The sequence below is a fragment of the Streptomyces sp. NPDC000404 genome (assembly GCF_040300365.1).
GTDB lineage: Bacteria > Actinomycetota > Actinomycetes > Streptomycetales > Streptomycetaceae > Streptomyces > Streptomyces ramulosus.
Window position 1 is genome coordinate 117,796 of sequence record NZ_JBEPDN010000013.1, and the last position, 23,974, is coordinate 141,769.

General features: G+C 72.3%; 24 protein-coding genes. 3 read left to right on the forward strand and 21 right to left on the reverse strand.

The window, feature by feature from the left end; all coding sequences use genetic code 11:
* Positions 1 to 2: 2 nt before the first annotated feature.
* Positions 3 to 986 carry an aspartate carbamoyltransferase catalytic subunit gene (locus ABT345_RS24760; RefSeq protein WP_345091792.1) on the reverse strand — a complete coding sequence of 328 codons (984 nt, stop codon included), beginning with the start codon at positions 984 to 986 and terminating at the stop codon, positions 3 to 5.
* Positions 987 to 1,084: 98 nt separating this feature from the next.
* Positions 1,085 to 1,627, reverse strand: a complete 543-nt coding sequence (pyrR, locus tag ABT345_RS24765; protein WP_386459905.1) for a bifunctional pyr operon transcriptional regulator/uracil phosphoribosyltransferase PyrR — start codon at positions 1,625 to 1,627, stop codon at positions 1,085 to 1,087.
* Between the two features lie 328 nt (positions 1,628 to 1,955).
* Here pyrR and bldD point away from each other — a divergent pair, with 328 nt between their 5' ends.
* Entirely contained in the window at positions 1,956 to 2,456 is a 501-nt protein-coding gene (bldD, locus tag ABT345_RS24770; protein ID WP_030278578.1) for a transcriptional regulator BldD, read from the forward strand.
* A gap of 213 nt (positions 2,457 to 2,669) precedes the next feature.
* Here bldD and nusB read toward each other — a convergent pair whose 3' ends face one another.
* The 15 genes from nusB to rpsD form a co-directional block, all read right to left on the reverse strand.
* Positions 2,670 to 3,104, reverse strand: coding sequence for a transcription antitermination factor NusB (gene nusB, locus ABT345_RS24775; RefSeq protein WP_345091798.1), 435 nt, complete (start codon positions 3,102 to 3,104; stop codon positions 2,670 to 2,672).
* Positions 3,105 to 3,106: 2 nt separating this feature from the next.
* The gene (efp, locus tag ABT345_RS24780) at positions 3,107 to 3,673 is read right to left on the reverse strand and encodes an elongation factor P (RefSeq protein WP_345091801.1); all 567 of its coding nucleotides are present in this window, start codon (positions 3,671 to 3,673) and stop codon (positions 3,107 to 3,109) included.
* Between the two features lie 66 nt (positions 3,674 to 3,739).
* Positions 3,740 to 4,846, reverse strand: a complete 1,107-nt coding sequence (locus ABT345_RS24785; protein ID WP_345091804.1) for an aminopeptidase P family protein — start codon at positions 4,844 to 4,846, stop codon at positions 3,740 to 3,742.
* A 103-nt stretch (positions 4,847 to 4,949) separates the two neighbouring features.
* Positions 4,950 to 5,888, reverse strand: a complete 939-nt coding sequence (locus ABT345_RS24790; RefSeq protein WP_345091807.1) for an AAA family ATPase — start codon at positions 5,886 to 5,888, stop codon at positions 4,950 to 4,952.
* A 275-nt stretch (positions 5,889 to 6,163) separates the two neighbouring features.
* Positions 6,164 to 6,604 carry a type II 3-dehydroquinate dehydratase gene (gene aroQ / locus ABT345_RS24795; RefSeq protein ID WP_345091810.1) on the reverse strand — a complete coding sequence of 147 codons (441 nt, stop codon included), beginning with the start codon at positions 6,602 to 6,604 and terminating at the stop codon, positions 6,164 to 6,166.
* Positions 6,605 to 6,677: 73 nt separating this feature from the next.
* Complete coding sequence (gene aroB / locus ABT345_RS24800; RefSeq protein ID WP_345091813.1) at positions 6,678 to 7,769, reverse strand: 3-dehydroquinate synthase; 1,092 nt, start codon at positions 7,767 to 7,769, stop codon at positions 6,678 to 6,680.
* Complete coding sequence (locus ABT345_RS24805) at positions 7,766 to 8,320, reverse strand: shikimate kinase (RefSeq protein ID WP_345091816.1); 555 nt, start codon at positions 8,318 to 8,320, stop codon at positions 7,766 to 7,768. Before ABT345_RS24805 ends, aroB begins: the two co-directional genes overlap by 4 nt.
* Complete coding sequence (gene aroC / locus ABT345_RS24810; RefSeq protein ID WP_345091820.1) at positions 8,317 to 9,501, reverse strand: chorismate synthase; 1,185 nt, start codon at positions 9,499 to 9,501, stop codon at positions 8,317 to 8,319. The genes ABT345_RS24805 and aroC overlap by 4 nt, the downstream gene beginning before the upstream one ends.
* 109 nt (positions 9,502 to 9,610) lie before the next feature.
* Positions 9,611 to 10,438 (reverse strand): shikimate dehydrogenase, encoded by an 828-nt coding sequence (locus tag ABT345_RS24815; protein ID WP_386459837.1) that lies wholly within the window; start codon positions 10,436 to 10,438, stop codon positions 9,611 to 9,613.
* A gap of 10 nt (positions 10,439 to 10,448) precedes the next feature.
* Positions 10,449 to 12,260 carry an endolytic transglycosylase MltG gene (gene mltG / locus ABT345_RS24820; protein WP_345091826.1) on the reverse strand — a complete coding sequence of 604 codons (1,812 nt, stop codon included), beginning with the start codon at positions 12,258 to 12,260 and terminating at the stop codon, positions 10,449 to 10,451.
* 121 nt (positions 12,261 to 12,381) lie between these two features.
* Positions 12,382 to 12,846: a Holliday junction resolvase RuvX gene (ruvX, locus tag ABT345_RS24825; protein WP_345092219.1), complete on the reverse strand. Its 465-nt coding sequence runs from the start codon at positions 12,844 to 12,846 to the stop codon at positions 12,382 to 12,384.
* A 14-nt stretch (positions 12,847 to 12,860) separates the two neighbouring features.
* Positions 12,861 to 15,530 carry an alanine--tRNA ligase gene (alaS, locus tag ABT345_RS24830; protein WP_345091829.1) on the reverse strand — a complete coding sequence of 890 codons (2,670 nt, stop codon included), beginning with the start codon at positions 15,528 to 15,530 and terminating at the stop codon, positions 12,861 to 12,863.
* A complete protein-coding gene (locus ABT345_RS24835) occupies positions 15,530 to 15,877 on the reverse strand; it encodes a DUF6167 family protein (RefSeq protein WP_345091832.1) in 348 nt (115 codons plus the stop codon). The genes alaS and ABT345_RS24835 overlap by 1 nt, the downstream gene beginning before the upstream one ends.
* Positions 15,878 to 15,885: 8 nt before the next feature.
* Positions 15,886 to 16,320, reverse strand: coding sequence for a DUF948 domain-containing protein (locus ABT345_RS24840; protein ID WP_345091835.1), 435 nt, complete (start codon positions 16,318 to 16,320; stop codon positions 15,886 to 15,888).
* Positions 16,321 to 16,620: 300 nt separating this feature from the next.
* Positions 16,621 to 17,232 carry a 30S ribosomal protein S4 gene (gene rpsD, locus ABT345_RS24845; RefSeq protein WP_030278547.1) on the reverse strand — a complete coding sequence of 204 codons (612 nt, stop codon included), beginning with the start codon at positions 17,230 to 17,232 and terminating at the stop codon, positions 16,621 to 16,623.
* A gap of 182 nt (positions 17,233 to 17,414) precedes the next feature.
* Between rpsD and ABT345_RS24850 the strand changes: the two genes are divergently transcribed.
* Positions 17,415 to 18,170 carry a DUF2470 domain-containing protein gene (locus ABT345_RS24850; protein WP_345091838.1) on the forward strand — a complete coding sequence of 252 codons (756 nt, stop codon included), beginning with the start codon at positions 17,415 to 17,417 and terminating at the stop codon, positions 18,168 to 18,170.
* A gap of 58 nt (positions 18,171 to 18,228) precedes the next feature.
* On the opposite strand, the gene ABT345_RS24855 is transcribed toward ABT345_RS24850, so the two are convergent.
* The 4 genes from ABT345_RS24855 to ABT345_RS24870 form a co-directional block, all read right to left on the reverse strand.
* Positions 18,229 to 19,590, reverse strand: a complete 1,362-nt coding sequence (locus ABT345_RS24855; protein ID WP_345091841.1) for a replication-associated recombination protein A — start codon at positions 19,588 to 19,590, stop codon at positions 18,229 to 18,231.
* A 91-nt stretch (positions 19,591 to 19,681) separates the two neighbouring features.
* Positions 19,682 to 20,323: a vitamin K epoxide reductase family protein gene (locus tag ABT345_RS24860; RefSeq protein WP_345091843.1), complete on the reverse strand. Its 642-nt coding sequence runs from the start codon at positions 20,321 to 20,323 to the stop codon at positions 19,682 to 19,684.
* Positions 20,324 to 20,691: 368 nt separating this feature from the next.
* A complete protein-coding gene (hisS, locus tag ABT345_RS24865; protein WP_345091846.1) occupies positions 20,692 to 21,954 on the reverse strand; it encodes a histidine--tRNA ligase in 1,263 nt (420 codons plus the stop codon).
* Between the two features lie 11 nt (positions 21,955 to 21,965).
* Positions 21,966 to 22,679, reverse strand: coding sequence for an MBL fold metallo-hydrolase (locus ABT345_RS24870; RefSeq protein WP_345091849.1), 714 nt, complete (start codon positions 22,677 to 22,679; stop codon positions 21,966 to 21,968).
* Between the two features lie 269 nt (positions 22,680 to 22,948).
* On the opposite strand from ABT345_RS24870, the gene ABT345_RS24875 reads away from it, so the two are divergent.
* On the forward strand, positions 22,949 to 23,770 hold the full coding sequence (locus ABT345_RS24875) for a peptidylprolyl isomerase (RefSeq protein WP_345091852.1): 822 nt from the start codon (positions 22,949 to 22,951) through the stop codon (positions 23,768 to 23,770).
* Positions 23,771 to 23,974 lie beyond the last annotated feature (204 nt).

The window sequence follows — 23,974 nt, forward strand, 5'->3', positions numbered from 1 at the left end:
GGTTACTTGCTCTCCTCGGTGCGGGCGGTGGTGGTGAGGGCGGGTTCGTTGCCGCCCAGGAGCAGGTAGAGGACGGCCATCCGGATGCTGACACCGTTGGTGACCTGTTCCACGGCGGTGCAGCGCGGCGAGTCGGCGACCTCGGCGGTGATCTCCATGCCGCGGTTCATCGGGCCGGGGTGCATCACGATCGCGTCCTCGGGCATCCGGGCCATGCGCTCGCCGTCCAGCCCGTAGCGGCGGGCGTACTCGCGCTCGGTCGGGAAGAAGGCGGCGTTCATCCGCTCACGCTGCACCCGCAGCATCATCACGGCGTCGGACGTCGCGAGGACGGAGTCGAGGTCGTAGGACACCTCGCAGGGCCAGCTCTCCACGCCGATCGGCACCAGCGTGGGCGGCGCGACGAGGGTGACCTCGGCGCCGAGCGTGGTGAGCAGGTGGACGTTGGAGCGGGCGACGCGGCTGTGCAGGATGTCGCCGACGACCGTGATGCGGCGCCCGGAGAGGTCCTTGCCGAGCCCGGCGTCCGCGCCGACCAGACGGCGGCGCATGGTGAAGGCGTCCAGCAGCGCCTGGGTGGGGTGCTCGTGGGTGCCGTCACCGGCGTTGACGACGGAGCCGCCGATCCAGCCGGAGGTGGCCAGGCGGTGCGGGGCGCCGGAGTCGTGGTGGCGGATGACGACGGCGTCGGCGCCCATCGCCTCCAGGGTGAGGGCGGTGTCCTTGAGGGATTCCCCCTTGGAGACCGACGATCCCTTGGCGGAGAAGTTGATGACGTCCGCGGAGAGGCGCTTGGCGGCGGCTTCGAAGGAGATCCGCGTCCGGGTCGAGTCCTCGAAGAAGAGGTTGACGACGGTGCGCCCGCGCAGGGTGGGAAGTTTCTTGATCGGCCGGTCGGCGACCCGGGCCATCTCCTCGGCGGTGTCGAGGATCAGGACGGCGTCGTCGCGCGTGAGGTCGGCGGCCGAGATGAGGTGACGCTTCATCCGGTTTCTCCGTGGGTGGGAAAGGCGTACGGGTATGTCCGTCGGGAGGGCAGGCAGCGCTGCGGCCCCGGGCAGGCCGGGTCCGTGGGATGGCTGTGCTAGCGCTCGCCGGTCCGGGTGGGCCGCTCGGTCGTCGCGGCGTCGTCGGCGGAGCGCGTGCCGAGCAGCACGGCGTCGCGGCCGTCCTCCTCGGCGAGCTGGACCTTGACGGTCTCCCGCAGCGACGTGGGGAGGTTCTTGCCGACGTAGTCGGCGCGGATCGGCAGCTCGCGGTGGCCGCGGTCGACGAGAACGGCGAGCTGGACGGCGCGCGGCCGGCCGATGTCGTTCAGGGCGTCCAGGGCGGCGCGGATGGTGCGGCCGGAGAAGAGCACGTCGTCGACGAGGAGGACGACGCGGCCCTCGATGCCGTCACCGGGGATCTCGGTGCGGGCGAGCGCACGGGCGGGGCCCAGGCGCAGGTCGTCGCGGTACATGGTGATGTCGAGCGAGCCGACCGGGATGGTGCGGCCGGTGATCTCCGCCAGCTTGGCGGCGAGCCGCCGGGCGAGGAAGACGCCGCGGGTCGGGATCCCCAGGAGCACCACGTCGTCGGCGCCCTTGGCGCGTTCGACGATCTCGTGGGCGATACGGGTCAGCATCCGCGCGATATCGGGGCCTTCGAGCACCGGGCGCGCGGGCGCCTGCGGGGTGAGGCCGGAGCCTTGAGCGGATGCGCGTACGTCGGAATGGTTTGCGTCCATGCGAAACGGACCTCCTTCTCCGCCTCACGGGACGGACCTTAAAGGACGTCGGGTGTACCGCCGTACAGGCTAGCAGGGCCGCGCGGGAACCCCCGGGCGGCCCCGGGATGCCCCCGCGGACTTCCCCGGCTTGACGAACGAGGATTACGCTGCGTAACCTCACAGTGAGTTACCAGCCGCGCGGCGGTGCCGCATATCGATTCGATTCAGGTGTCTGGGGAGCTTTATGTCCAGCGAATACGCCAAACAGCTCGGGGCCAAGCTCCGCGCCATCCGCACCCAGCAGGGCCTCTCGCTCCACGGTGTCGAGGAGAAGTCGCAGGGCCGCTGGAAGGCCGTGGTCGTCGGCTCGTACGAGCGCGGTGACCGTGCCGTGACGGTGCAGCGCCTCGCCGAGCTTGCGGACTTCTACGGCGTGCCGGTGCAGGAGCTGCTGCCCGGCACCACGCCCGGCGGCGCGGCCGAGCCCCCGCCGAAGCTGGTGCTGGACCTGGAGCGCCTCGCCCACGTCCCGCAGGAGAAGGCCGGCCCGCTGCAGCGCTACGCCGCCACGATCCAGAGCCAGCGCGGCGACTACAACGGCAAGGTCCTCTCGATCCGCCAGGACGACCTGCGCACCCTCGCGGTGATCTACGACCAGTCCCCCTCGGTGCTGACCGAGCAGCTGATCAGCTGGGGTGTGCTGGACGCCGACGCGCGCCGCGCGGTCGCCCACGACGACCTCTGAGCCGTCCCGCAGCAGTACGTACGACGAACCGCCGTCCCGGAAGCACCGGGGCGGCGGTTCGTCGTTCTCCCGGGGCCGCGGGCGGCCCGTGGAGCGTCCGGGACCGGGGCTCGCGAGCCAGGGCCCCGTGGAGGCGCGAAGGGCCCGGAGCGCCTGTGCTGTGCGCTCCGGGCCCTTTCACGGGTGCCACCGGGTGAGCCCCGGGTCGTGCGGTTATCGCGTCTCGCGCCGCAGGCTCGGCTTCAGATCCTTCAGCCGGCCCAGCAGACCGTTGACGAAGGCCGGGGAGTCGTCCGTGGAGAACTCCTTGGCCAGCTGCACCGCTTCGTCGATCACCACCGCGTCGGGCGTCGCGTCCACCCAGATCAGCTCGTACGAGGCGAGCCGGAGGATGTTGCGGTCGACGACCGGCATCCGGTCCAGCGGCCAGTCGACGGAGTAGGTGTCGAGCAGTTCGTCGATGCGGGCGATGTGGTCCGCGTACCCCTCGACAAGCTCCAGGGTGAACTCGTTGACCGGCGGCTGCCGCGGGTCGGTCCGGGCGTGCCGCATCCAGTCCGCGAGCACGGACTGCACGTCGGCCCCGCGCTGATCGGCCTCGAAGAGGATCTGGAAGGCGCGCTTACGGGCCTTGTTACGGGCGGCCACGGTTAGCTGTTCACCCGGCCGAGGTACTCACCGGAACGGGTGTCGACCTTGATCTTCTCACCGGTCGTGATGAAGAGCGGCACCTGGATCGAGTAGCCGGTCTCCAGCTCGGCGGGCTTGGAGCCGCCGGTGGAGCGGTCGCCCTGGACGCCGGGCTCGGTGTGCTTGATGGTCAGCTCGACGGCGGCGGGCAGCTCGACGTAGAGCACCTCGCCCTCGTGCTGCGCCACCACGGCCTCGAAGCCCTCGAGGAGGAAGTTCGCGGCATCGCCGACGGCCTTGCGGTCGACGTGCAGCTGGTCGTAGGTGTCCATGTCCATGAAGACGAAGTAGTCGCCGTCCATGTACGAGAACTGCATCCCGCGCTTGTCGACGTTGGCCGTCTCGACCTTCACGCCGGCGTTGAAGGTCTTGTCCACGACCTTGCCGGAGAGAACGTTCTTGAGCTTGGTGCGGACGAAGGCCGGGCCCTTACCGGGCTTGACGTGCTGGAACTCGACGACGGACCAGAGCTGGCCGCCTTCGAGCTTGAGCACCATGCCGTTCTTGAGGTCGTTCGTGGAAGCCACGGTTGCGGAATCTCCTGGACTGCAGGTGGTGGGTACCGAGAAACCGCCCGCAGCGAGCCCGGTGGCTCACAGGGCGAGCAGCTCCTTGGTAGTGATCGTGAGTAGCTCGGGTCCGCCGTCCGCCTCGGGGCGGACGACGAGGGTGTCGTCGATCCGGACACCCCCACGGCCCGGGATGTGGACCCCTGGCTCGACGGTGACCGGCACGCAAGCGTCCAGTTTACCCATGGCCGCAGGCGACAACTGAGGGTCCTCATCGATTTCGAGCCCCACACCGTGTCCGGTCCACGGTCCCAGCCGCTCCCCGTGCCCTGCGGATTCCAGCAGATGACGGGTCACCCGGTCCACTTCGCGGCACTCCACGCCCGGCGCCAGCGCCTCCCGGCCGGCCCGCTGGGCTGCGAAGACAAGGTCGTACAGCTCGATCTGCCAGTCCGCGGGGGTGGTGCCGATGACGAAGGTGCGGCCGATCTCGCAGCGGTAGCCGCGGTAGTTCGCGCCGAGGCCGACGCTGAGGAAGTCGCCCTCCTCGACCCGGCGGTCGGTGGGCAGATGCCCGGGACGGCCGGAGTGCGGGCCGGTCGCCACCGAGGTCGCGAACGCCGGGCCGTCCGCGCCGTGGTCGACGAGGCGGCGCTCCAGCTCCAGGGCGAGATGCCGTTCGGTGCGGCCGACCAGGATCGATTCCAGCAGTTCACCCAGGGCCTGATCGGTGATCTCCGCGGCGATGCGCAGACAGGAGATCTCGTCGTCGTCCTTGATCAGCCGCTGCGCCTCGACGGCGCACGCCACGTCGGCCAGGCGCAGCCGCGGCGCGATACGGCCGAGCGCCCGGTGCCGGGCGACGGTCAGATGATGTTCCTCGACGGCGAGGGTGGTGGCCCCGGCCTTCGCCGCCAGATCGGCGCCGGCCACCACGGGATCGCCCTCGCGGGCGGGCAGCACCGTGACGCGGACGTCCTCGGCGGGGCGCCCCTCGGACGGATCGCCGGTCAGCGGGGCACCGCAGAGCAGCACATCCGCGGCCGGGCCCAGCAGCAGTGCGGCGCCGGCGGGCGCGCACCCGGTGAGATAGCGGACATTGGCGGGGCGCGAGATCAGGGCGGCGGTGCTTCCGGTCGCCGCGCAGCGGTCCCGCAGCCGCGTGCGCCGGGCCGCGTACAGCTCGGACATATCCCGAGCTTACGGGCGAATCACCCCGCGGGCCGGTCGGGAGCCGCCGGGCGGGGTACCCGGGCCGGACCGGCCGCCGCGGACCTCCCGAGCCGCCGGGCCGTCACCAGCTCGGCGGGGAGGCGAGGCTGCGGGCGAGGACGTCGTCGAGCATCCGCGCGGTGGTGGCGACGTCGTGCTGGGAGTTGTCGATGATCGGCAGCCCGGAGCCGTACCAGCCCGCCATCCGGCCGTGTATCCGGGCCACTTCCTCGTCGGTCAGGCGGCGGTTGCCGGTGCGGCGGGCGTTGCGCTCCAGGACGATCTCCAGGCCGGGCAGCAGCACGATCGGCAGCAGGCCCGGGCCCACATGGCGCTTCCAGCCGCCGAGGCCGACGACCGGGCGGTCGGGGAAGACGGCGTCGTCGAGGATGCAGGAGATGCCGTTGGCGAGGAAGTTGCGGGCGGCGAAGCCGCAGGTGCGGCGGGCGAGGCGGTACTGCGCCTCGGAGTGGTCGTTCCAGCCCTGCTGCGGATCGGCGAAGCCGGAGCGCACCCATTCGCGGACGTCGTCGAGGCTGATGTGGGCGGTGGGCACCCGGCGGCAGTCGGCCCAGTGGCGGGCGACGCTCGTCTTGCCCGCCCCGGCCGGGCCTATGAGCAGCACGGCGACGGCGGTGTGCGCGGCGTCGGGCGCCGCGGTGCCGGGCGGGGGGCTGGGCAGCGCGACGGGGGCGCCGGGCGGCAGCTGGATGTGGCCGGTGGACCCGGCGGTGCCCGTGGTGTCCGCGGCGGGCGGCGCGGACTGCGGCGGGGCGCTCCACCCCGGCTGCGCGGCGCCCGGATGCCCGGTCCCGGGAGGCGCGGCGCCCGGCTGACCTGCGCCGGGGTGTCCCGTCCCGGGAGGTACGGCGCCCGGATGCGGGCCGGTGGGCGGTGCGGACGGGGCCGGCGGCGGGCCCGGCGGGACGGGGCGGGCGGGGCCGGGGGTCCAGCTCAGGGTCGCCCCCTGCTCCTGCGTCTGGTGGCGGGGCGGCAGCGGAGCCCCCACTGCGTACTGCATCCGGTGGTCTCCGTCTCGTGGGATCGATGGGATCGACTGGGTGCGGTGCGCGGATGCCGGGCGGCCGGCCGGCACACCGGGCGCCGCCGGGCGGGCCGGTGCGGCGCCGTGGCCGCGGTCCGTGCGGTACTGCTGACGAACGGTACCGCCCCCGGCGCTCACGGTGTGAACGGCCGGGGGCGGTGGAAGGTGCCTCCTCGGGGCGGGCCGGGACTTTCCGGACACACCCCGGCCCGGGCCGGGTCCGCGGCGGTGCGGAACCGGCCGGGCGGCGGTCAGCCGGTCAGCTCCTCGGCCACCGCGCGCAGCGCCAGCCGGTACGAGCCGATGCCGAAACCGGCGACCGTACCGCTGGCCACCGCCGCGAGGACGGAGTTGTGGCGGAACTCCTCGCGGGCGTACGGGTTCGAGATGTGCACCTCGACCAGCGGGGCGGTGCGCTGCGCCGCCGCGTCCCGCATGGCGTACGAGTAGTGCGTGAACGCACCGGGGTTGATGACCACCGGGATCGCGCCGTCCGCGGCCTCGTGCAGCCAGCGGACCAGCTCGCCCTCGTCGTTGGTCTCCCGCACCTCGGGAGCGAGGCCCAGCTCCTTGCCGAGCCGGGCGCACTCCTCGACCAGGCCCGCGTAGGAGGTGGCGCCGTAGACGTCCGGCTCGCGGGAGCCCAGGCGGCCGAGGTTGGGGCCGTTGAGGACCAGCACCCGGCGGCTCATGACCATCCCTCGCTTCGCCCGGCCCGGCACGCGCCGGGGGCGCCCCTCTTGGCGGTGCTCCCGCTCCGCCCGTTCACGCGGCGATCTCCGCGTGCGCGGCGAGCAGCAGCGCCGGGTCCGGGCCCTCCAGGACGGTGGGCCGGGCCAGACCGTCCAGGACGATGAAGCGCAGCCGGTCGCCGCGGGACTTCTTGTCGACCTTCATGGTCTCCAGCAGCTTGGGCCACTGGTCGCCGCGGTAGGTCAGCGGCAGGCCGACGGACTCCAGGACGGCGCGGTGCCGGTCGGCGGTCGCGTCGTCCAGCCGGCCGGCGATCCGGCCGAGTTCGGCGGCGAAGACCATGCCGACGGAGACGGCCGCGCCGTGGCGCCAGTTGTACCGCTCGTTCTTCTCGATGGCGTGCGCCAGGGTGTGGCCGTAGTTGAGGATCTCCCGCAGTCCGGACTCCTTGAGGTCCGCGGAGACCACCTCGGCCTTGACCCGGATCGCCCGCTCGATCAGCTCCTGGGTGTGCGGCCCGTCGGGGCGCTTGGCCGCCTCCGGGTCGGCCTCGATCAGGTCGAGGATGCCCGGGTCGGCGATGAACCCCGCCTTGATGACCTCGGCGAGCCCGGAGACGTAGTCGTGCACCGGCAGCGAGTCCAGCGCCGCGAGGTCGCAGAGGACCCCGGCCGGCGGGTGGAACGCGCCGACGAGGTTCTTGCCCTCGGCGGTGTTGATGCCGGTCTTGCCGCCGACCGCCGCGTCGACCATGCCCAGGACGGTGGTCGGCACCGCGATCCAGCGCACCCCGCGCAGCCAGGTGGCCGCGACGAAGCCCGCGAGGTCCGTGGTGGCGCCGCCGCCGACGCCGACGACGACGTCGCTGCGGGTGAAGCCGGTCTGGCCGAGCGCCTTCCAGCAGTACGCGGCGACCTCGGCGGTCTTGGCCTCCTCGGCGTTCGGCAGCTGGATCGCGATGGCCTCGAAGCCCTGGGCCGCCAGGTCCTCGCGCAGCGCCTCACCGGTGGCGGCCAGCGCCTCCGGGTGCAGCACGGCGACGCGCTTGACCCCGTCCCCGATCAGGGTGGGCAGCTCCCCGAGCAGCTGCCGCCCGACGAGCACGTCGTACGGTTCGCTGCCCGCCGTACCACCGACGTGGATACGGGTGGCCTGCTCCGTCATGCCTCTTCCTTCCTGCGGGCGGCGCGCGGGTCCTCGCCCGCGGCCGGCCCGGACTCCAGTGCGTCGAGGACCGCCTCGGCGACGTCCTCGGGGGTGCGGCCGCCGGTGGTGATCACGGCGGTCGCGACCTCGGTGTACAGGGGGCGGCGGGCCTCCATCAGCTCGCGCCAGCGCTGCCGCGGGTTGACCGCGAGCAGCGGCCGCGGGGCGTCCAGGCCGACCCGCTTGACCGCGTCGGCCAGCGCGACGTCCAGGAAGACGACCGGCAGCCCGCGCAGCAGCGCCCGCGTCGAGTCGTCCATGATCGCGCCGCCGCCGAGGGAGAGCACCCCGGTGTGCTCGGCGACGGCGGCGCGGACCGCCTGCCGCTCCAGCTCGCGGAAGTGCGGCTCGCCCTCGTCGATGAAGATCTCCGCGATCGGCTTGCCGGCCGTCTCGACGATGTCGGCGTCGGTGTCGCGGTAGCCGACGCCGAGCCGTTCGGCGAGAAGGGCGCCCACGGTCGACTTGCCCGCGCCGGGCGGGCCGACGAGGACGGCGCGCGGCGTCACTTGATCGCCAGGTTGTCGAGGTACGCGCGGACGTTGCGGCGGGTCTCCGGCACGCTGTCGCCGCCGAACTTCTCGACCACCGCGTCCGCCAGGACCAGCGCCACCATCGCCTCGGCGACGATGCCGGCGGCCGGCACGGCGCAGACGTCCGAGCGCTGGTGGTGCGCCTTGGTCGCCTCGCCGGTGGTGACGTCGACCGTCGCGAGCGCCCGCGGGACCGTCGCGATGGGCTTCATCGCGGCCCGCACCCGCAGCAGTTCGCCGGTGGTCAGGCCGCCCTCGGTGCCGCCGGAGCGGCCGGAGGAGCGGCGGATGCCGTCGGCGGTGGCGACGATCTCGTCGTGCGCCTGGGAGCCGGGTACCCGCGCCAGGTCGAAGCCGTCGCCGACCTCGACGCCCTTGATCGCCTGGATGCCCATGAGCGCACCGGCGAGCCGGGCGTCCAGCCGCCGGTCCCAGTGGACGTGCGAGCCGAGGCCGACGGGCACGCCGTACGCCAGGACCTCGACGACGCCGCCGAGGGTGTCGCCGTCCTTGTGGGCCTGATCGATCTCCGCGACCATCGCCTTGCTCGCGTCCGCGTCCAGGCAGCGCACCGGGTCCGCGTCCAGCTTCTCGACGTCGGCGGGGACCGGCACGACGCCGTACGGGGCCTTCGCGGCAGCCAGCTCGACGACGTGCGAGACGATCTCGATGCCGGCGGTCTCCTTGAGGAAGGAGCGGGCCACCGCGCCGAGCGCGACACGGGCGGCGGTCTCCCGCGCCGAGGCGCGCTCCAGGATCGGGCGGGCCTCGTCGAAGCCGTACTTCTGCATGCCGGCGAGGTCGGCGTGGCCGGGGCGCGGGCGGGTCAGCGGGGCGTTGCGGGCCAGGTCGGCCAGTTCCGCCTCGTCCACCGGGTCGGCCGCCATGACCTGTTCCCACTTGGGCCACTCGGTGTTGCCGACCATCACGGCGACGGGCGAGCCCAGCGAGAGGCCGTGGCGGACGCCGCCGAGGAAGGTGACCTCGTCCCGCTCGAACTTCATCCGGGCACCGCGGCCATAGCCGAGCCGACGCCTGGCCAGCGCGTCCGCCACCAGATCGGTGGTGATCGGGACGCCGGCCGGGAGGCCCTCCAGCGTCGCCACCAGTGCGGGGCCGTGCGACTCCCCCGCCGTCAGCCAGCGCAACCTGCTCAACGGTGCTCCTTTTGTCCTGCTCCTGCGCCTACGTCTACTCCCCCGATCCTCCCACGTCACGGCGGGCGGACCGCGCCGCGTCCAGGGAGCGGACCGGGCCCCCTAGCGGTCAGCGGGCGCCGAGGGCCCGCTCGCCCGCCGCCCGCATCGCGGCCAGCGGCGCGGGGGCGCGCCCGGTCATCAGCTCGACCTGGAGGACCGCCTGGTGCACCAGCAGGTCGAGACCGCCGACGACCGCGCCGCCGCGGGCCGACCAGGCGGCCGCCAGCGCGGTGGGCCAGGGCTCGTACAGCACGTCGAAGAGGGTGCCGGGCGCCTCGGGGACGGCGGTGGCCAGCGCGTCGGTGGTGCCCGCCGGGGTGGTGGCGATGACCAGCGGGGCGCCGAACGCCTCGGCGGCGTCCGCCCAGGGCGCGGTGGTGACCGCGACGCCCAGGCGCTCGCCCCAGCCGCGCATCTCGGCGGCGCGCGGGGCGCTGCGGACGTACGCGGTGACCTCGCCGGTGCAGATCTGGGCGAGCGCGGCGAGCGCCGAGGAGGCGGTGGCGCCGGCGCCGAGGACGGCGGCGCGCTCGACCCGGGTCACCCCGCGTTCGCGCAGCGCCGCGACCATGCCGGGGATGTCGGTGTTGTCGCCGGTGCGGCGCCCGTCCTCGCCGAGGACGACGGTGTTGACCGCCTCGACGGAGGCGGCGGTGGCGCTGATCTTGTCCAGCAGCGGGATGACCGCGCGCTTGAGCGGCATGGTCAGCGAGAGCCCGGCCCAGCTCGCGTCCAGCTTCTCCAGGAAGGCGGGCAGCGCCGCCTCGTCGATGTCGAAGCGGCCGTACTCCCAGTCGTCCAGGCCCAGTTCGCGGTAGGCGGCGCGGTGCAGGACCGGGGAGAGGGAGTGGGCGATGGGCGATCCCAGGACCGCCGCCTGCTTGCTGTCCGGCACTGTCTTTCCCTCAGCCATTCTGCTTCGCTGCCCGCTGCCGCTCGTTGAACTTCTCCACGAGCTTGTTGTGGTCCGTGAGATTCGTGGTGAAGTCGGTCTTCTTGCCGTCGACGGAGATGAAGAAGAGCCACTTCTGGGAGTTGTCCGGGTTGATCGACGCCTTCAGCGCATCGGCGCCGGGATTGCCGATCGGCCCCGGCGGGAGACCCTTGTAGAAATAGGTGTTGTAGGGATCGTTGTAACTCCTGATCTCACCGATCCCGATATTGATCTTGCTCTGGTTCTTCAGGTAGTTGTACGTCGAGTCGAATTCGAGCTTCGGGGTGACGCCCGCGTTGCTCGGATCGAGTCGGTTGTAGATGACCGCGGCCATCTTGCGGAAGTCCTCGTGGGTCATGCCCTCCGCCTGCGTCAGACTGGCGACGCTCAGCAGCTGCAGCGGGGAATCGAGGTGGAATTTCTTCGCATTGGCCGCGAGATCGTAGCGCGCGTATTCCTGATCGGCCCGCGAGACCATCTGTTTCAGCACGTCGGTGGGGGTGGCCTTGCCGCCCACGTTGTACGTCGAGGGGTAGAGGAACCCTTCCAGCGGGTCTTTTATCTCCGAGGAGTCGTTGGCCCAGGAAGGCAGTCCGAGGCTCTTGAGATTCTTCTCGGCGGCCGCCTTCGTGGTGCCGGACTTCACCCGGAGCTTCTTGTCTATGAGGTCGTAGACCGCACCGGCCCGCAATCCCTCCTGAACCGTCAGGCCGTTACGGCTCTTCGGGTCCAGCATCAGCTCCACGGCGGACGCGGCCGACATCTGCCGGCGCATCGAATAACTGCCGGCCTGGAGCGCGGAACCCTTCGGGTTCTCGCCCGCCGCGGCGGTGAAGGCATCGACGCTCTTGACGACGCCTTCCTTCTTGAGGATCTGCCCCATTTGCTGGAGCGGGGCGCCGTCCGGGATCTCCACCTGAAGCGCACCGGTGCCCTCGCCCTCGAAGTCGGGGGGGCTGGCGATACGGCTTTCGTAGAAGCGGTAGCCGACATATCCGGCTCCGCCGACACCGGCGGCGATCACCACGGCGATCAGGACGCGGGCGCAGCCACCGCGGCGCTTGGTCTTCTTGCCGCGGCCCTCGTGACCGGAGCGGTCGCCGTGCGCGCGGTCGTCCTCGTCGTCGGCGTCCGGCCGGTCGTCCGCCGGGTCGTCGGCGAAGAACGCGTGGTCGGCGTCGGGCTCCCGCCCGCCGTCCGGCCGCCGGTCCTCCGCCGGCCCGTCCGTACGGGGCGCGGCCTGCGGGACCGGTCCCTGATCGTGCGGCGGGTACGGCTGCTGGAACTGCTGGGGCTGCTCACCGTAGGCCGGATCGTGCGGGTACGGCGGCTCGTACGGGTACTGCTGATCCTGCGGATACCCCGGCTGACCTGCGTATCCCTGGTCCTGCGGATATCCGGGACCCTGCGGGTACGACGGTTCCTGGGGGTAGGGCCGGTCCTGCGGGTACTGCTCGTACGGGCCCTGGTCGTACGGACCGCCCGGGCCATGGGCGTACCCCTGCGGCTCGTGCGGAGCCGGGTAGCCGGCGGGTGCGGCGTACGGATCGGTGTAGGGGCCGGTCAGCGGGTCGTGCGGCTGCGGGGTGCCGTACGGGTCGTACGGCGCACCGCCTGCTGCGGCGCCGTCCCAGCCGCCCTCGTACCGCGGAGGGGCCGGGGCGGTGCCCCGGCCGCCCCACGGGGAGCCCTGCGCGTGCCCTCCGTAGGACCCCTGGTCTCCGTAGAGCGGGTCCTCGGGATGCCACGGTTCGGAGCGATAGCCCCGGCCATACTCGGTCATCGATCCCCTTGAGCCGAGAGGCGGGCGCGCTCCTGTCCGGCGCAGATGTGGTTCCGACCCGCCTCTACCTGCGCGGCCCTGTCTCAGCCGCGTCGCATCGCGGAACGTTACCGTACTGCCATCAGATGACCACTCGGATGCATTCCCCCGGAGCCCGGCCCGAGGTCCGTTCCGTCTCCAGCGCGCTCTGCAGGATCACCACCGCGGCCGCCTGATCGACGACCGAGCGGCCCTTCTTGCTGCGCACCCCGGAGGCCCGCAGCCCTTGTGCGGCGGTCACCGTCGACATCCGCTCGTCGACCAGCCGCACCTCGATCGGGGCGATGTTTGCGGCCAGTACCTGGGCGAAGGCCCGCACCTTCGCCGCGGCGGGCCCCTCTCCCCCATTCAGGGAACGCGGGAGCCCGACGACGACCTCCAGCGGCTCGTACTCCTCGACGATCGCCTTGAGGCGGCGGTGCGCCGCCGGGACGTCCCGTCCGGGGACCGTCTCGACCGGGGTGGCGAGGACCCCGTCGGGGTCGCACGAGGCGACCCCGATCCGGGCGTCCCCGACGTCCACGGCGATGCGCCGACCGCGTCGAATCTCACTCACGTCGCTCAGGCCACCTCGGCGACGAGCCGCTCGACGGCTTCCAGCGCCTCGGGCACGGCCGCGGCGTTCTGGCCACCGCCCTGGGCGACGTCCGGCTTGCCGCCACCGCCGCCACCGAGGGTCTTGGCGGCCGTACGGACCAGGTCACCGGCCTTGATGCCGCGCTCGCGGGCGGCGTCGTTGGTGGCGATGACCGTGACCGGGCGGCCGTTGGCGACCGAGAACAGCGCCACGACGGCGGCGCGGTCGCCGGGGATGCGGCCGCGGACGTCCAGGACCAGCTTGCGCAGATCGTCGGCGGAGGTGCCGTCGGGCACCTGGGCGGCGGCGAGGGCGACCCCGCGGACGTCCTTGGCGCCGGCGGCGAGACCGGCGGCGGCCTGGAGGACCTTCTCCGCGCGGTACTTCTCGATCTCCTTCTCGGCGTCCTTCAGCTTGGCGAGAACACCGGAGATCTTCTCCGGCAGCTCGTCCGGACGGCCCTTGACCAGCTCCGTCAGCTGCGAGACGACCGTGTGCTCCCGGGCGAGGAACTTGTAGGCGTCGACGCCGACGAGGGCCTCGACCCGGCGGACGCCGGAGCCGATCGACGACTCGCCCAGCAGCTTCACCAGGCCCAGCTGGGCGGTGTTGTGGACGTGCGTGCCGCCGCACAGCTCCTTGGAGAAGTCGCCGATGGTGACGACGCGCACGCGGTCGCCGTACTTCTCGCCGAACTCGGCGATGGCGCCCTGCTTCTTGGCGTCCTCCATGCTCATGACCTCGGCGTGCACGTCCAGCTCGCGCGAGAGCACCTCGTTGATCTTCTGCTCGACGTCGGTGAGGACGGCGCCGGGCACGGCGGTCGGCGAGCCGAAGTCGAAGCGGAAGCGGCCCGGGGAGTTCTCCGAACCGGCCTGGGCGGCGGTCGGGCCGAGGGCGTCGCGCAGCGCCTGGTGGGTGAGGTGAGTGGCGCTGTGGGCGCGGGCGATGGCCCGGCGGCGGGTCACGTCGATCGCGGCGTAGGCGCCGGAGCCGACCACGACCTCGCCGACCTGGACGACGCCCTTGTGGACCACGACACCGGGCACCGGCTTCTGGACGTCGCGGACCTCGACGACGGCGCCGGACTCCAGCTTGATCCGGCCGGTGTCGGCGAGCTGACCGCCGCCCTCGGCGTAGAAGGGGGTGCGGTCCAGGACGATCTCGACCTCGTCACCCTCGTGGGCGGCGGGCGCCGAGACGCCGTTCACCAGCAGGCCGACGACGGTGGACTCACCCTCGGTGGAGCGGTAGCCGGTGAACTCGGTGGCGCCGGAGGCGTCGGCGACGGCGCGGTAGGCGGAGAGGTCGGCGTGGCCGTGCTTCTTGGCCTGGGCGTCGGCCTTGGCGCGCTCCCGCTGCTCCTTCATCAGGCGGCGGAAGCCGTCCTCGTCCACGGAAAGGCCCTGCTCGGCGGCCATCTCCAGGGTGAGGTCGATCGGAAAGCCCCAGGTGTCGTGGAGCAGGAACGCCTTGTCGCCGGCGAGGACCGTGCCACCGGCCTGCTTGGTCTCGGTGACCGCGGTGTCGAGGATGTTGGTGCCGGCCTTCAGCGTCTTGAGGAAGGCGGCCTCCTCGGCGAGGGCGACGGTCTCGATGCGGCGGCGGTCCTCCAGCAGCTCCGGGTACTGCTGGCCCATCGTCTTGATGACGGTGTCCAGCAGCTCGGCGACGACCGGGCCGGTGGCGCCGAGCAGCCGCATGTTGCGGATGGCGCGGCGCATGATGCGGCGCAGGACGTAGCCGCGGCCCTCGTTGCCCGGGGTGACGCCGTCACCGATGAGCATCGTGGAGGTGCGCATGTGGTCGGCGACGACGCGGAGCGAGACGTCGGTGTCGGTGGTGGCGCCGTAGCGGACGCCGGTCAGCTCGGTGGCCTTGTCGATGACGACGCGCAGGGTGTCGGTCTCGTACATGTTGCGGACGTCCTGGAGGATCATCGCCAGGCGTTCCAGGCCGAGGCCGGTGTCGATGTTCTTGCTGGGCAGCTCGCCGAGGATCTCGAAGTCCTCCTTGCCGATGCCCTCGCCCCGCTCGTACTGCATGAAGACGAGGTTCCAGATCTCGACGTACCGCTCGTCGTTGACGGCCGGGCCGCCCTCGACGCCGAACTCCGGGCCGCGGTCGTAGTTGATCTCGGAGCACGGTCCGCAGGGGCCGGGGACGCCCATGGACCAGTAGTTCTCCTTCTTGCCCAGGCGCTGGATGCGCTCCTTGGGCACGCCGACGACCTCGTGCCAGATGCGCTCGGCCTCGTCGTCGTCGAGGTAGACGGTGATCCAGAGCTTCTCCGGGTCGAGGCCGTAGCCGCCGTCCTCCTGGGAGCTGGTCAGCAGCTCCCAGGCGTTCTTGATGGCGCCTTCCTTGAAGTAGTCGCCGAAGGAGAAGTTGCCGCACATCTGGAAGAACGTGCCGTGGCGGGTGGTCTTGCCGACCTCTTCGATGTCGGGCGTGCGCACGCACTTCTGCACGCTGGTGGCGCGCGGCCACGGCGGCTTGACCTCGCCGAGGAAGTACGGCTTGAAGGGCACCATGCCCGCGGGGACCAGCAGCAGCGTCGGGTCGTCCGCGATGAGCGACGCCGACGGCACGACGGTGTGCCCGCGCTCCTCGAAGAAGCGCAGCCAGCGGCGGCGGATTTCAGCCGACTCCATCAGTGGTCCTCATTTCCAGTCGGTCCGGCGATCCCGGACGGTCCGGTCGCTCTCGTGGTGGGGTGGGGTGTATCGAGCACCGCGCGGGAGCGCGGTGCGGGGAGTTCGCGGGCGTCACCGGGCGCGGTCAGGCCCAGCGCTTCGTGCAACTGTTCCTCACGGTCCGCCATTCCCGCGCGGACGTCCAGCGCGAAGCGGCGCAGCCGGTGGCCGGTCTCGACGGCCTTGTCCGCGGCCTGGGCGGCGAGGCTGTCGGGCTGCAGCCGGCGCAGCTTGCGGTTGACCTTGGTGGTGGCCCAGACGCCGGCGGCGGCGCCGGTGGTGAACCAGAATGCGCGGCGGAACATCGCGGTGATCAGTCCTTGGAGCGACGGTTGCGGCGCGCGCCGCGGCGGGCGCCGGGGAGGGTACGGCCGACGACGACGGTGCGCTCGGGCTCCGGCGCGCCCTTCTTCCCGATCGCGCGGCGGACGCCGTAGCCGAAGGCGGCGACCTTGACCAGCGGTCCGCCGAAGGCGGAGGAGACGGTCGAGGAGAGCGCGGAGGCGTTGGCGGTGACCTCCTGCACGTCGGAGGCGATGGCGTCGACGCGGGCGAGCTGGGTGTGCGCCGAGCGGACCGTCGCGGACGCGTCGGCGAGCAGCGGAACGGCCTGATCACAGACCTCGGCCACCATCTTCGTCGTCGCCTTGAGGGTCTGCGCGAGCCTCACCAGCACGAGGGCGAGGAACGACACGAGGATCGCCCAGAAGACGGCGACCAGGATCCCCGCCACCTCTCCACCGGTCACGCTGGCACCACTCTCCGAGACTCTCCGACGGGGCATCCGCACTGTCCCGCTCCGGCTTCCGTCCTGCTCGAACGGCACCCTTGACCCTATCGCGCCGGAACGGCGCGGCCGACCGGATTTGCGGGCGGGGGACGGGGCCGGAGGGAAGGCGACCGGCCGATTGTACGGTCCGGGCGGCGGCCGCCCCGCGCACGGTCGGCACCTGCTCCCGCCTCCGGGAACGGCAACGGCCCGCCGCACCGTCCCCGCGAGCTGCGGGGAGGGTCGGCGGGCCGGAAGGTGCCGGTGGCTACGCCTTGATCAGCGGGCGTAGTACTCGACGACGAGCTGCTCGTCGCAGATCACCGGGATCTCCTTGCGGTTGGGGTCCCGGTCGAGGCGGAACGCCAGCGCCTGGAGGTTGACCTCCAGGTAGCGGGGGGTCTCGCCGTCGGGGGCGTAGCCGCCCTCGCGCGCCACCTGGAAGGGGTGCTTCTCGCGGCTGCGCTCGCGGACCATCACGACGTCGCCGGGGCGGACGCGGAAGGAGGGCTTGTCGACCTTGCGGTCGTTCACGGCGATGTGGCCGTGGACGACCATCTGGCGCGCCTGGTAGATCGTGCGGGCGATGCCCGAACGCAGGACGAGCGCGTCCAGACGGCGCTCCAGCTCGACGATGAGGGCTTCGCCCGTCTTGCCTTCGACCTTCCGAGCGCGGTCGTAGGCACGCGCCATCTGGCGCTCGCTGATGTCGTACTGCGCACGCAGACGCTGCTTCTCCAGCAGCCGGACCTTGTAGTCACTGTTCTGCTTGCGGCCACGGCCGTGCTCGCCGGGCGGGTAGGGACGGGCCTCGAAGTACTTGACGGCCTTCGGCGTCAGGGCGATGCCGAGCGCGCGGGACTTCTTGACCTTGGGACGCGACTGGTTCACGCGGAACGGACCTCCGTGTAAGTTAGGTGAGGCTTACCTTAGCGCGAGGAGAACGCATGTTTCGACCTGGGATCCCCCTGCCCGATGCCGCTCAGGGCACCGAGGCGGGTCAGCCGCGTCCCGTGGAAGACGCCCGGCCATCGGCGGCCGAGCGCGTACGTACCCTCGTCGAGTCCAATGGTATGGGTTCACTGAGCATTCCCGGAGTCGAGGACCCCGACCCGAGCGGGCTCTCGGCACCGGTCTGCCGGACCGTGACACCCGAGGGAGACGTGCTGTTGCTGGCTCCTGGCGACTGCGCGGCCGCCCGCGCCGCCGCATACGCGCAGGACGACGACCTGGCAGCCGTGATGGAGATCACCGATGTCGCGCCGGTTTCCGTGCCCCATCGCGTCCGCGGCCGCGCCTGGGTGGCGGGCTGGCTCACCCCCGTACGCAACGCCGACCGGGCCCGCTGCGCGGCGCTGCTCGCCGAGCGGCACCCCGTCGGCGAGCTCCTCGGGTTCGGTGAGGCCGTCCAGCCGCAGCCGGCGCCCGGGATCCCCGGGCGGGCCGGCTGGATGATGCTCCGGCTGGAGGTCGGCGAATGCGCGGTGGACGACCTGTGGGGCGCCGAGAGCGCCGAGCCGGAGGAGTTCGCCGCGGCCGTGCCCGATCCGCTCGTCGGGCACGAGGCCGAACTGCTGCAGCATCTGCACTCCGCGCACGGACCGCAGGTCCGCGGGTTGTGCGGGCTGCTCGGCGAGCGGAGCGGCGCCGTGTGCGGCGTCCGCGACCAGGCCACGCCGGTGGCCCTGGACCGCTTCGGGCTGCGGGTGCGCTTCACCGGCGAGGGGCAGGCGCCTTTCGACGCGCGCTTCGACTTCCCCGAGCCCGTCCGCGACGTGGCCGAGCTGCGGCGCGCGATGCACGCGCTCTTCGAGGCCGCGGAGGGGTGACGCCCCAGGGGCCCGGCGCCGCGGGCCGCCGCCGGATCCCCGCGGCGGCCCGCCGGGCTCAGCCCTCCGCGCCGCCGCCGCGCAGCCGCGCCCGGACCCGGTCGGCGACCTCCGCGTACCGCGCCTCGGCGCCGTGCCGGGTCGGGGCGTAGTACCGCTTGCCGTGCACCGCGTCCGGGGCGTACTGCTGGGCCGCGATGCCGCCCGGCAGATCGTGCGGGTACAGATAGCCCTTGCCGTGGCCCAGCTTCTCGGCGCCCTTGTAGTGGCCATCGCGCAGATGTGCTGGAACGGGACCGGCCTGACCTGCGCGGACGTCGGCGAGCGCCGCATCTATCGCCAGGTAGGCGGCATTGGACTTGGGGGCCAGCGCGAGCGCGATGGTGGCCTGGCTCAGCGTGATCCGGGCCTCCGGGAAGCCGATCATGGCGACCGCCTGCGCCGCGGCCACCGCCGTCTGCAGCGCGGACGGATCGGCCAGCCCGATGTCCTCGCTCGCCGAGATCATCAGCCGCCGGGCGATGAACCGCGGATCCTCCCCCGCCTCGATCATGCGCGCCAGATAGTGCAGCGCGGCGTCGACGTCGGAGCCCCGGATGGACTTGATCAGCGCGCTGGCGACGTCGTAGTGCTGATCGCCGTCCCGGTCGTACTTCACGGCGGCGCGGTCGACGGACTCCTCCAGCGTCTGGAGGGTGATCTCCGCCTCGCCCTTCGCCAGCGCCGAGCCCGCGCCCGCCTCCAGCGCCGTCAGCGCGCGCCGGGCGTCGCCGCCGGCGATCCGCAGCAGATGCGCCTCGGTGTCCTCGGGCAGCGTCACCGCGCCGCCCAGGCCGCGCTCGGCGGTCAGCGCCCGGCGCAGCAGCCCCCGCAGGTCGTCGTCGGTGAGCGGCTCCAGGGTGAGCAGCAGCGAGCGGGAGAGCAGCGGGGAGATCACCGAGAAGTAGGGGTTCTCGGTGGTGGCGGCGATCAGGGTGACCCAGCGGTTCTCCACCGCGGGGAGCAGGGAGTCCTGCTGGGCCTTGCTGAAGCGGTGGATCTCGTCGAGGAAGAGGACGGTCTCCTTGCCGAAGCCGCCCGCGGCGCGGCGCGCGCCGTCGATGACCGCCCGCACTTCCTTGACACCCGCGGTGATCGCCGACAGCTCCACGAACCGCTTGTTGGTCGCCTGGCTGACGACGTACGCGAGGGTGGTCTTGCCGATGCCGGGCGGGCCCCAGAGGAACACCGAGGACGGGCCGGCCGGCCCGCCGCTGCCTTCCCCCACCAGCCGCCGCAGGGGCGAGCCGGGCTTGAGCAGATGCTGTTGGCCCACGACCTCGTCGAGGGTGCGCGGGCGCATCCGTACGGCGAGCGGGGACCCGGCGGGGTCCTTCTCCTGACGGTCTTCGGCAGCGGCGGTGAACAGGTCGGGCTCCACGCTCACGAGCCTATGTCACCCCACTGACAACGCCGCCCGGCCGCCTGCCCGCACGGGGCCGGCGGCCGGGCGGACCCGGGCACGGAGGAGGTCAGAGCAGCGAGGACCAGTACGACCACCAGCGGGTGAGGATCAGCAGCGCGATGGTGCCGTACCAGAGCACCGGGACCACCCAGTGGAACTCCAGCACCGCGCCGCGTACCCCGGCGGGCACCGGGATGATCCGGTGCTTGATGTTGTGGACGGTGGTGTACCAGAACATCAGGAGCGTGGCGCACCAGGTGAGCGTGCACCACAGGCACAGGGCGTTGATGGAGTAGAGCGACTGCGTCATCAGCCACATGCAGAACACCGTGCCCAGCAGGGAGCCGATGTTGAGGCCGATCCAGTAGAAGCGGCGGTAGCGGGCGCCCGCCAGGAGACCGACGCCGATCGCGACGACCACGGGGAAGGCGATCATCCCGGCCATCGGGTTCGGGAACCCGAAGACCTCGGCCTGATTGCTCTGCATCACGCTGCCGCAGGAGATGATCGGGTTGAAGCTGCACGCGGGCTTGAAGTTGGGGTCCTTCAGCAGCTCGATCTTGTCGGTCGTGATGACCCAGGACGCCAGGATGCCCAGCGCACCGGTGATCACCAGCAACCAGGAGAATCCGCGGCCCGCCCCGATGGTTCCGCGGTCGCCGTCGCGGTCGTCGTCGGTGGACACGTCGTCAAGCGCTGTCGTCGTCATATCGCGGTTCCGTCGATCCCTTGTGGGGTGGGGTGGACAAGCGGGCCCGCGGGCAGCGGCCGCGCCCACATTCTGCCCCACCCGTCGCGCATGCCACCGTTCGAAGGACATAAAGAGGAGCGTCCGCGGGGAGGCGCCGACCGCTCCGTACACGCCCCGGCACCGCCCGTGCCACCGCCCCGGACCGCGCCGTCGCCGCATCGCGCGCCGCGCCTGCCCGCCGTGGGCAGCGGAGGAACCGACCCGGAGGGTGAACGGCCGGGCGCGGCCTTGACGCGGGCGGCGGCCCCGGGAGCGGCACGGGGGCCGGGGCCGGGCCGCCCGAAGGCGCCCGCCCCGGCCCCCGCCGGCAGTCTCGTCCCGGCAGGTCAGCCCAGCGTGCGGCGGACCTCGTCGACCACCGCGTCCAGCGGCACGGCGGTCTGCTCGCCGCTCTCCAGGTTCTTCAGCTGGACGACGCCCTCGGCCAGATCGCGCTCACCGGCGACCAGCGCCAGCCGGGCGCCGGAGCGGTTGGCCGACTTCATGGCGTTCTTCAGGCCCTTGCCGCCGAAGGCGAAGTCCGTCGCGATCCCGGCCTTGCGCAACGCGGTGACCTGGCCGAACAGCACCCGGCGGGCCTCCTCGCCGAGCGGGACCGCGTAGACCGCGGTGGCCGCCGGGATGTCGAGCGTGACGCCCTCGGCCTCCAGTGCCAGCACCGTGCGGTCCACGCCGAGCGCCCAGCCGACGGACGGCAGCGCCGGGCCGCCGATCATCTCGGACAGGCCGTCGTAGCGGCCGCCGCCGCCCACCGCGGACTGCGAGCCGAGGCCGTCGTGGACGAACTCGAAGGTGGTGCGGGTGTAGTAGTCGAGACCGCGCACCAGGTTGGCGTCGTCCTCGAAGGCGACGCCCGCCGCGGTCAGCAGCTCGCGGACCTGCTCGTGGTACGCCTTGCACGCCTCGCAGAGGTAGTCGCCGAGCGCCGGGGCGCCGGTCAGCTGCTTGCGGACGGACTCCCGCTTGTCGTCGAGGACCCGCAGCGGGTTGATGTCGACGCGGCGGCGGGTGTCGTCGTCCAGGTCGAGGCCGCGCAGGAACTCCTGGAGGGCGGCGCGGTAGACCGGGCGGCACTCCTTGTCGCCGAGCGAGTTGAGCAGGATGCGGAAGTCGCGCAGCCCCAGCGAGCGGTACGCCTGGTCGGCGAGGATGATCAGCTCGGCGTCGAGCGCCGGGTCCTCCGCGCCGATGGCCTCCGCGCCGACCTGCGAGAAGTGGCGGTAGCGGCCCTTTTGCGGACGCTCGTAGCGGTAGTACGAGCCGGAGTACCAGAGCTTGACGGGGAGGTTGCCGCCCTTGTGGAGGTTGGCCTCCAGCGCCGCGCGCAGCACGGAGGCGGTGCCCTCGGGGCGCAGCGCCAGCCGGTCGCCGCCCTTGGTCTCGAAGGCGTACATCTCCTTGGTCACGATGTCGGTGGACTCGCCGACGCCGCGGGCGAACAGCTCGACGTTCTCGAAGCCGGGCGTCTCGATGTAGCCGTAGCCGGAGTTGCGCAGCGGTGCGGAGATCGCCTCGCGGACCGCGAGATAGGTCGCGGAGTTCGGGGGAAGCAGGTCGTACGTGCCCTTGGGGGCCTGAAAGGTGCTCACGGAAAGTCTCGTCACATTCCTCGTCGCGGAGGGGCGGTGGTGCCCTCTCCGAGGCCGGCGGCCAGCTCCCGCAGATAGGGGTTGCCGGCGCGCTCGCGGCCGATGGTGGTCTGGGGGCCGTGGCCGGACAGGACGACGGTCGAGTCCTCCAGCGGCAGGCACACGCGTGCCAGCGACCGCAGGATCTCGGCGTGGTCGCCGCCCGGCAGGTCGGTGCGTCCGATGGAGCCGGCGAACAGCAGGTCGCCCGAGAAGAAGACCGGCGGGATGTCGGCCTGCTCGGGCATCCGGAAGGTCACCGACCCCTTGGTATGGCCCGGTGCGTGCGCGACGGAGAACTCCATCCCGGCCAGCTGCAGGGTGCTGCCATCCGTCAGCTCCTTGACGTCGTCCGGCTCCCCCACCGTCAGCTCGCCCATGAGCGGGGCACCGATGGCCCGGCCGAGCGCCTTCTCCGGGTCGCTCATCATGTAGCGGTCCTCGGGGTGGATCCAGGCGGGTACGTCGTGCGCACCGCACACCGGGACGACCGAGGCGACGTGGTCGATGTGGCCGTGGGTGAGGACGACCGCGACGGGCTTGAGGCGGTGCTTGGCGACCGCCTCCTCGACGCCCTGTGCGGCGCGGTGGCCCGGGTCGATGATCACGCACTCCTCGCCGGCGGCGGGGGCGACCAGATAGCAGTTGGTCCCCCAGGCCCCGGCGGGGAACCCGGCAATCAGCACGTTCGTCCTTAAAGGTCGTGGGGTCGGGCGCCTCGCGCAGGCGGCCGCTCCCGGAACAACTCGGCAGCTCCAGAGCCTACCGGCGCACCTGTGGCGGCGGCGAACCCGTATACGGTACGGCCACGGCCCACGACCTGGGGCGCCGAGACCTCTGCCCCCGGCCGAGGGCTGTTCCGTCCCCCTGGCGGGCGCACGACAGGGATCACGGGACAGCCTCCGGCCGCCGGGGCGACCGAGCGCGGCACGCAGTGCAGGACAGGAGACGACCGGTGGTCAGCAGCGATCAGCGACGGCGGCAGCTCGCCAGGGAGAAGTACGCGCGCCAGCAGCAGCGCCGCGCCGAGGCCCGGCAGAAGGCCAAACGCCGCAACGTCATCATCGCGGGCGTCCTCGCCGTGGTCGTCGCCGCGGGCGGTGCCGCGTACGCCACCGCCGGGCTGGCCGGCGGCGATCAGGACGACGCGGTGGCCGCCGCCCCCACGAAGCCGGCCGATCCGTGCGCCCGTCCCGGGAAGGGCGAGGCGTCGAAGAAGACGTGGAAGAAGGAGCCGGAGATGTCCGTGGACACCTCCGCGACGTACACCGCGAAGCTGCGGACCACCTGCGGCGAGATCGATCTGCGGCTGGACGCCGCCAAGGCGCCGCACACGGTGAACTCCTTCGCCTTCCTCGCGAAGCAGGGCTACTTCGACCACAGCCGCTGCCACCGGCTCGTGGACTCCGGCATCTACGTCCTGCAGTGCGGCGACCCGACCGGCACCGGCCGCGGCACCCCCGGCTACACGATCCCGGACGAGAATCTGAAGGACCCGCGGCTGAAGGGCGACGTCTACCCGGCGGGCACGGTCGCGATGGCCAACCGCTACGACGGGAAGCACGACAAGACCCGCAACACCGGCGGCAGTCAGTTCTTCCTCGTCTACCAGGACAGCAAACTGCCGCCGAACTACACGCCGTTCGGCCGGATCACCGGCGGCACCGACGTGCTGAAGAAGATCACCGACGCCGGTTCCTCGCCCGATCCCGAGACCGGCGACACCGCCCCCAACGCCACCGTCGTCATCAACAAGGCGACGGTCACTCCCTCCTGAGCTGGGGACCGATGGAATTCGGTCGTGCTGGATGCGGACAGCCGACCGCCGGGTCGCCTAGATTGGCGTATGTGGAGGGTGCCTGCTCCGACGGCCGGCCCCTCTCCCGCAAGACAGCCCGTCGGACCGGCCGGGGCGCAGCCCCGGCGGACAGAAACTGTGGACGACGCCGGGGGGCCGCACGCCCCGTCGGTGTCATGTGGA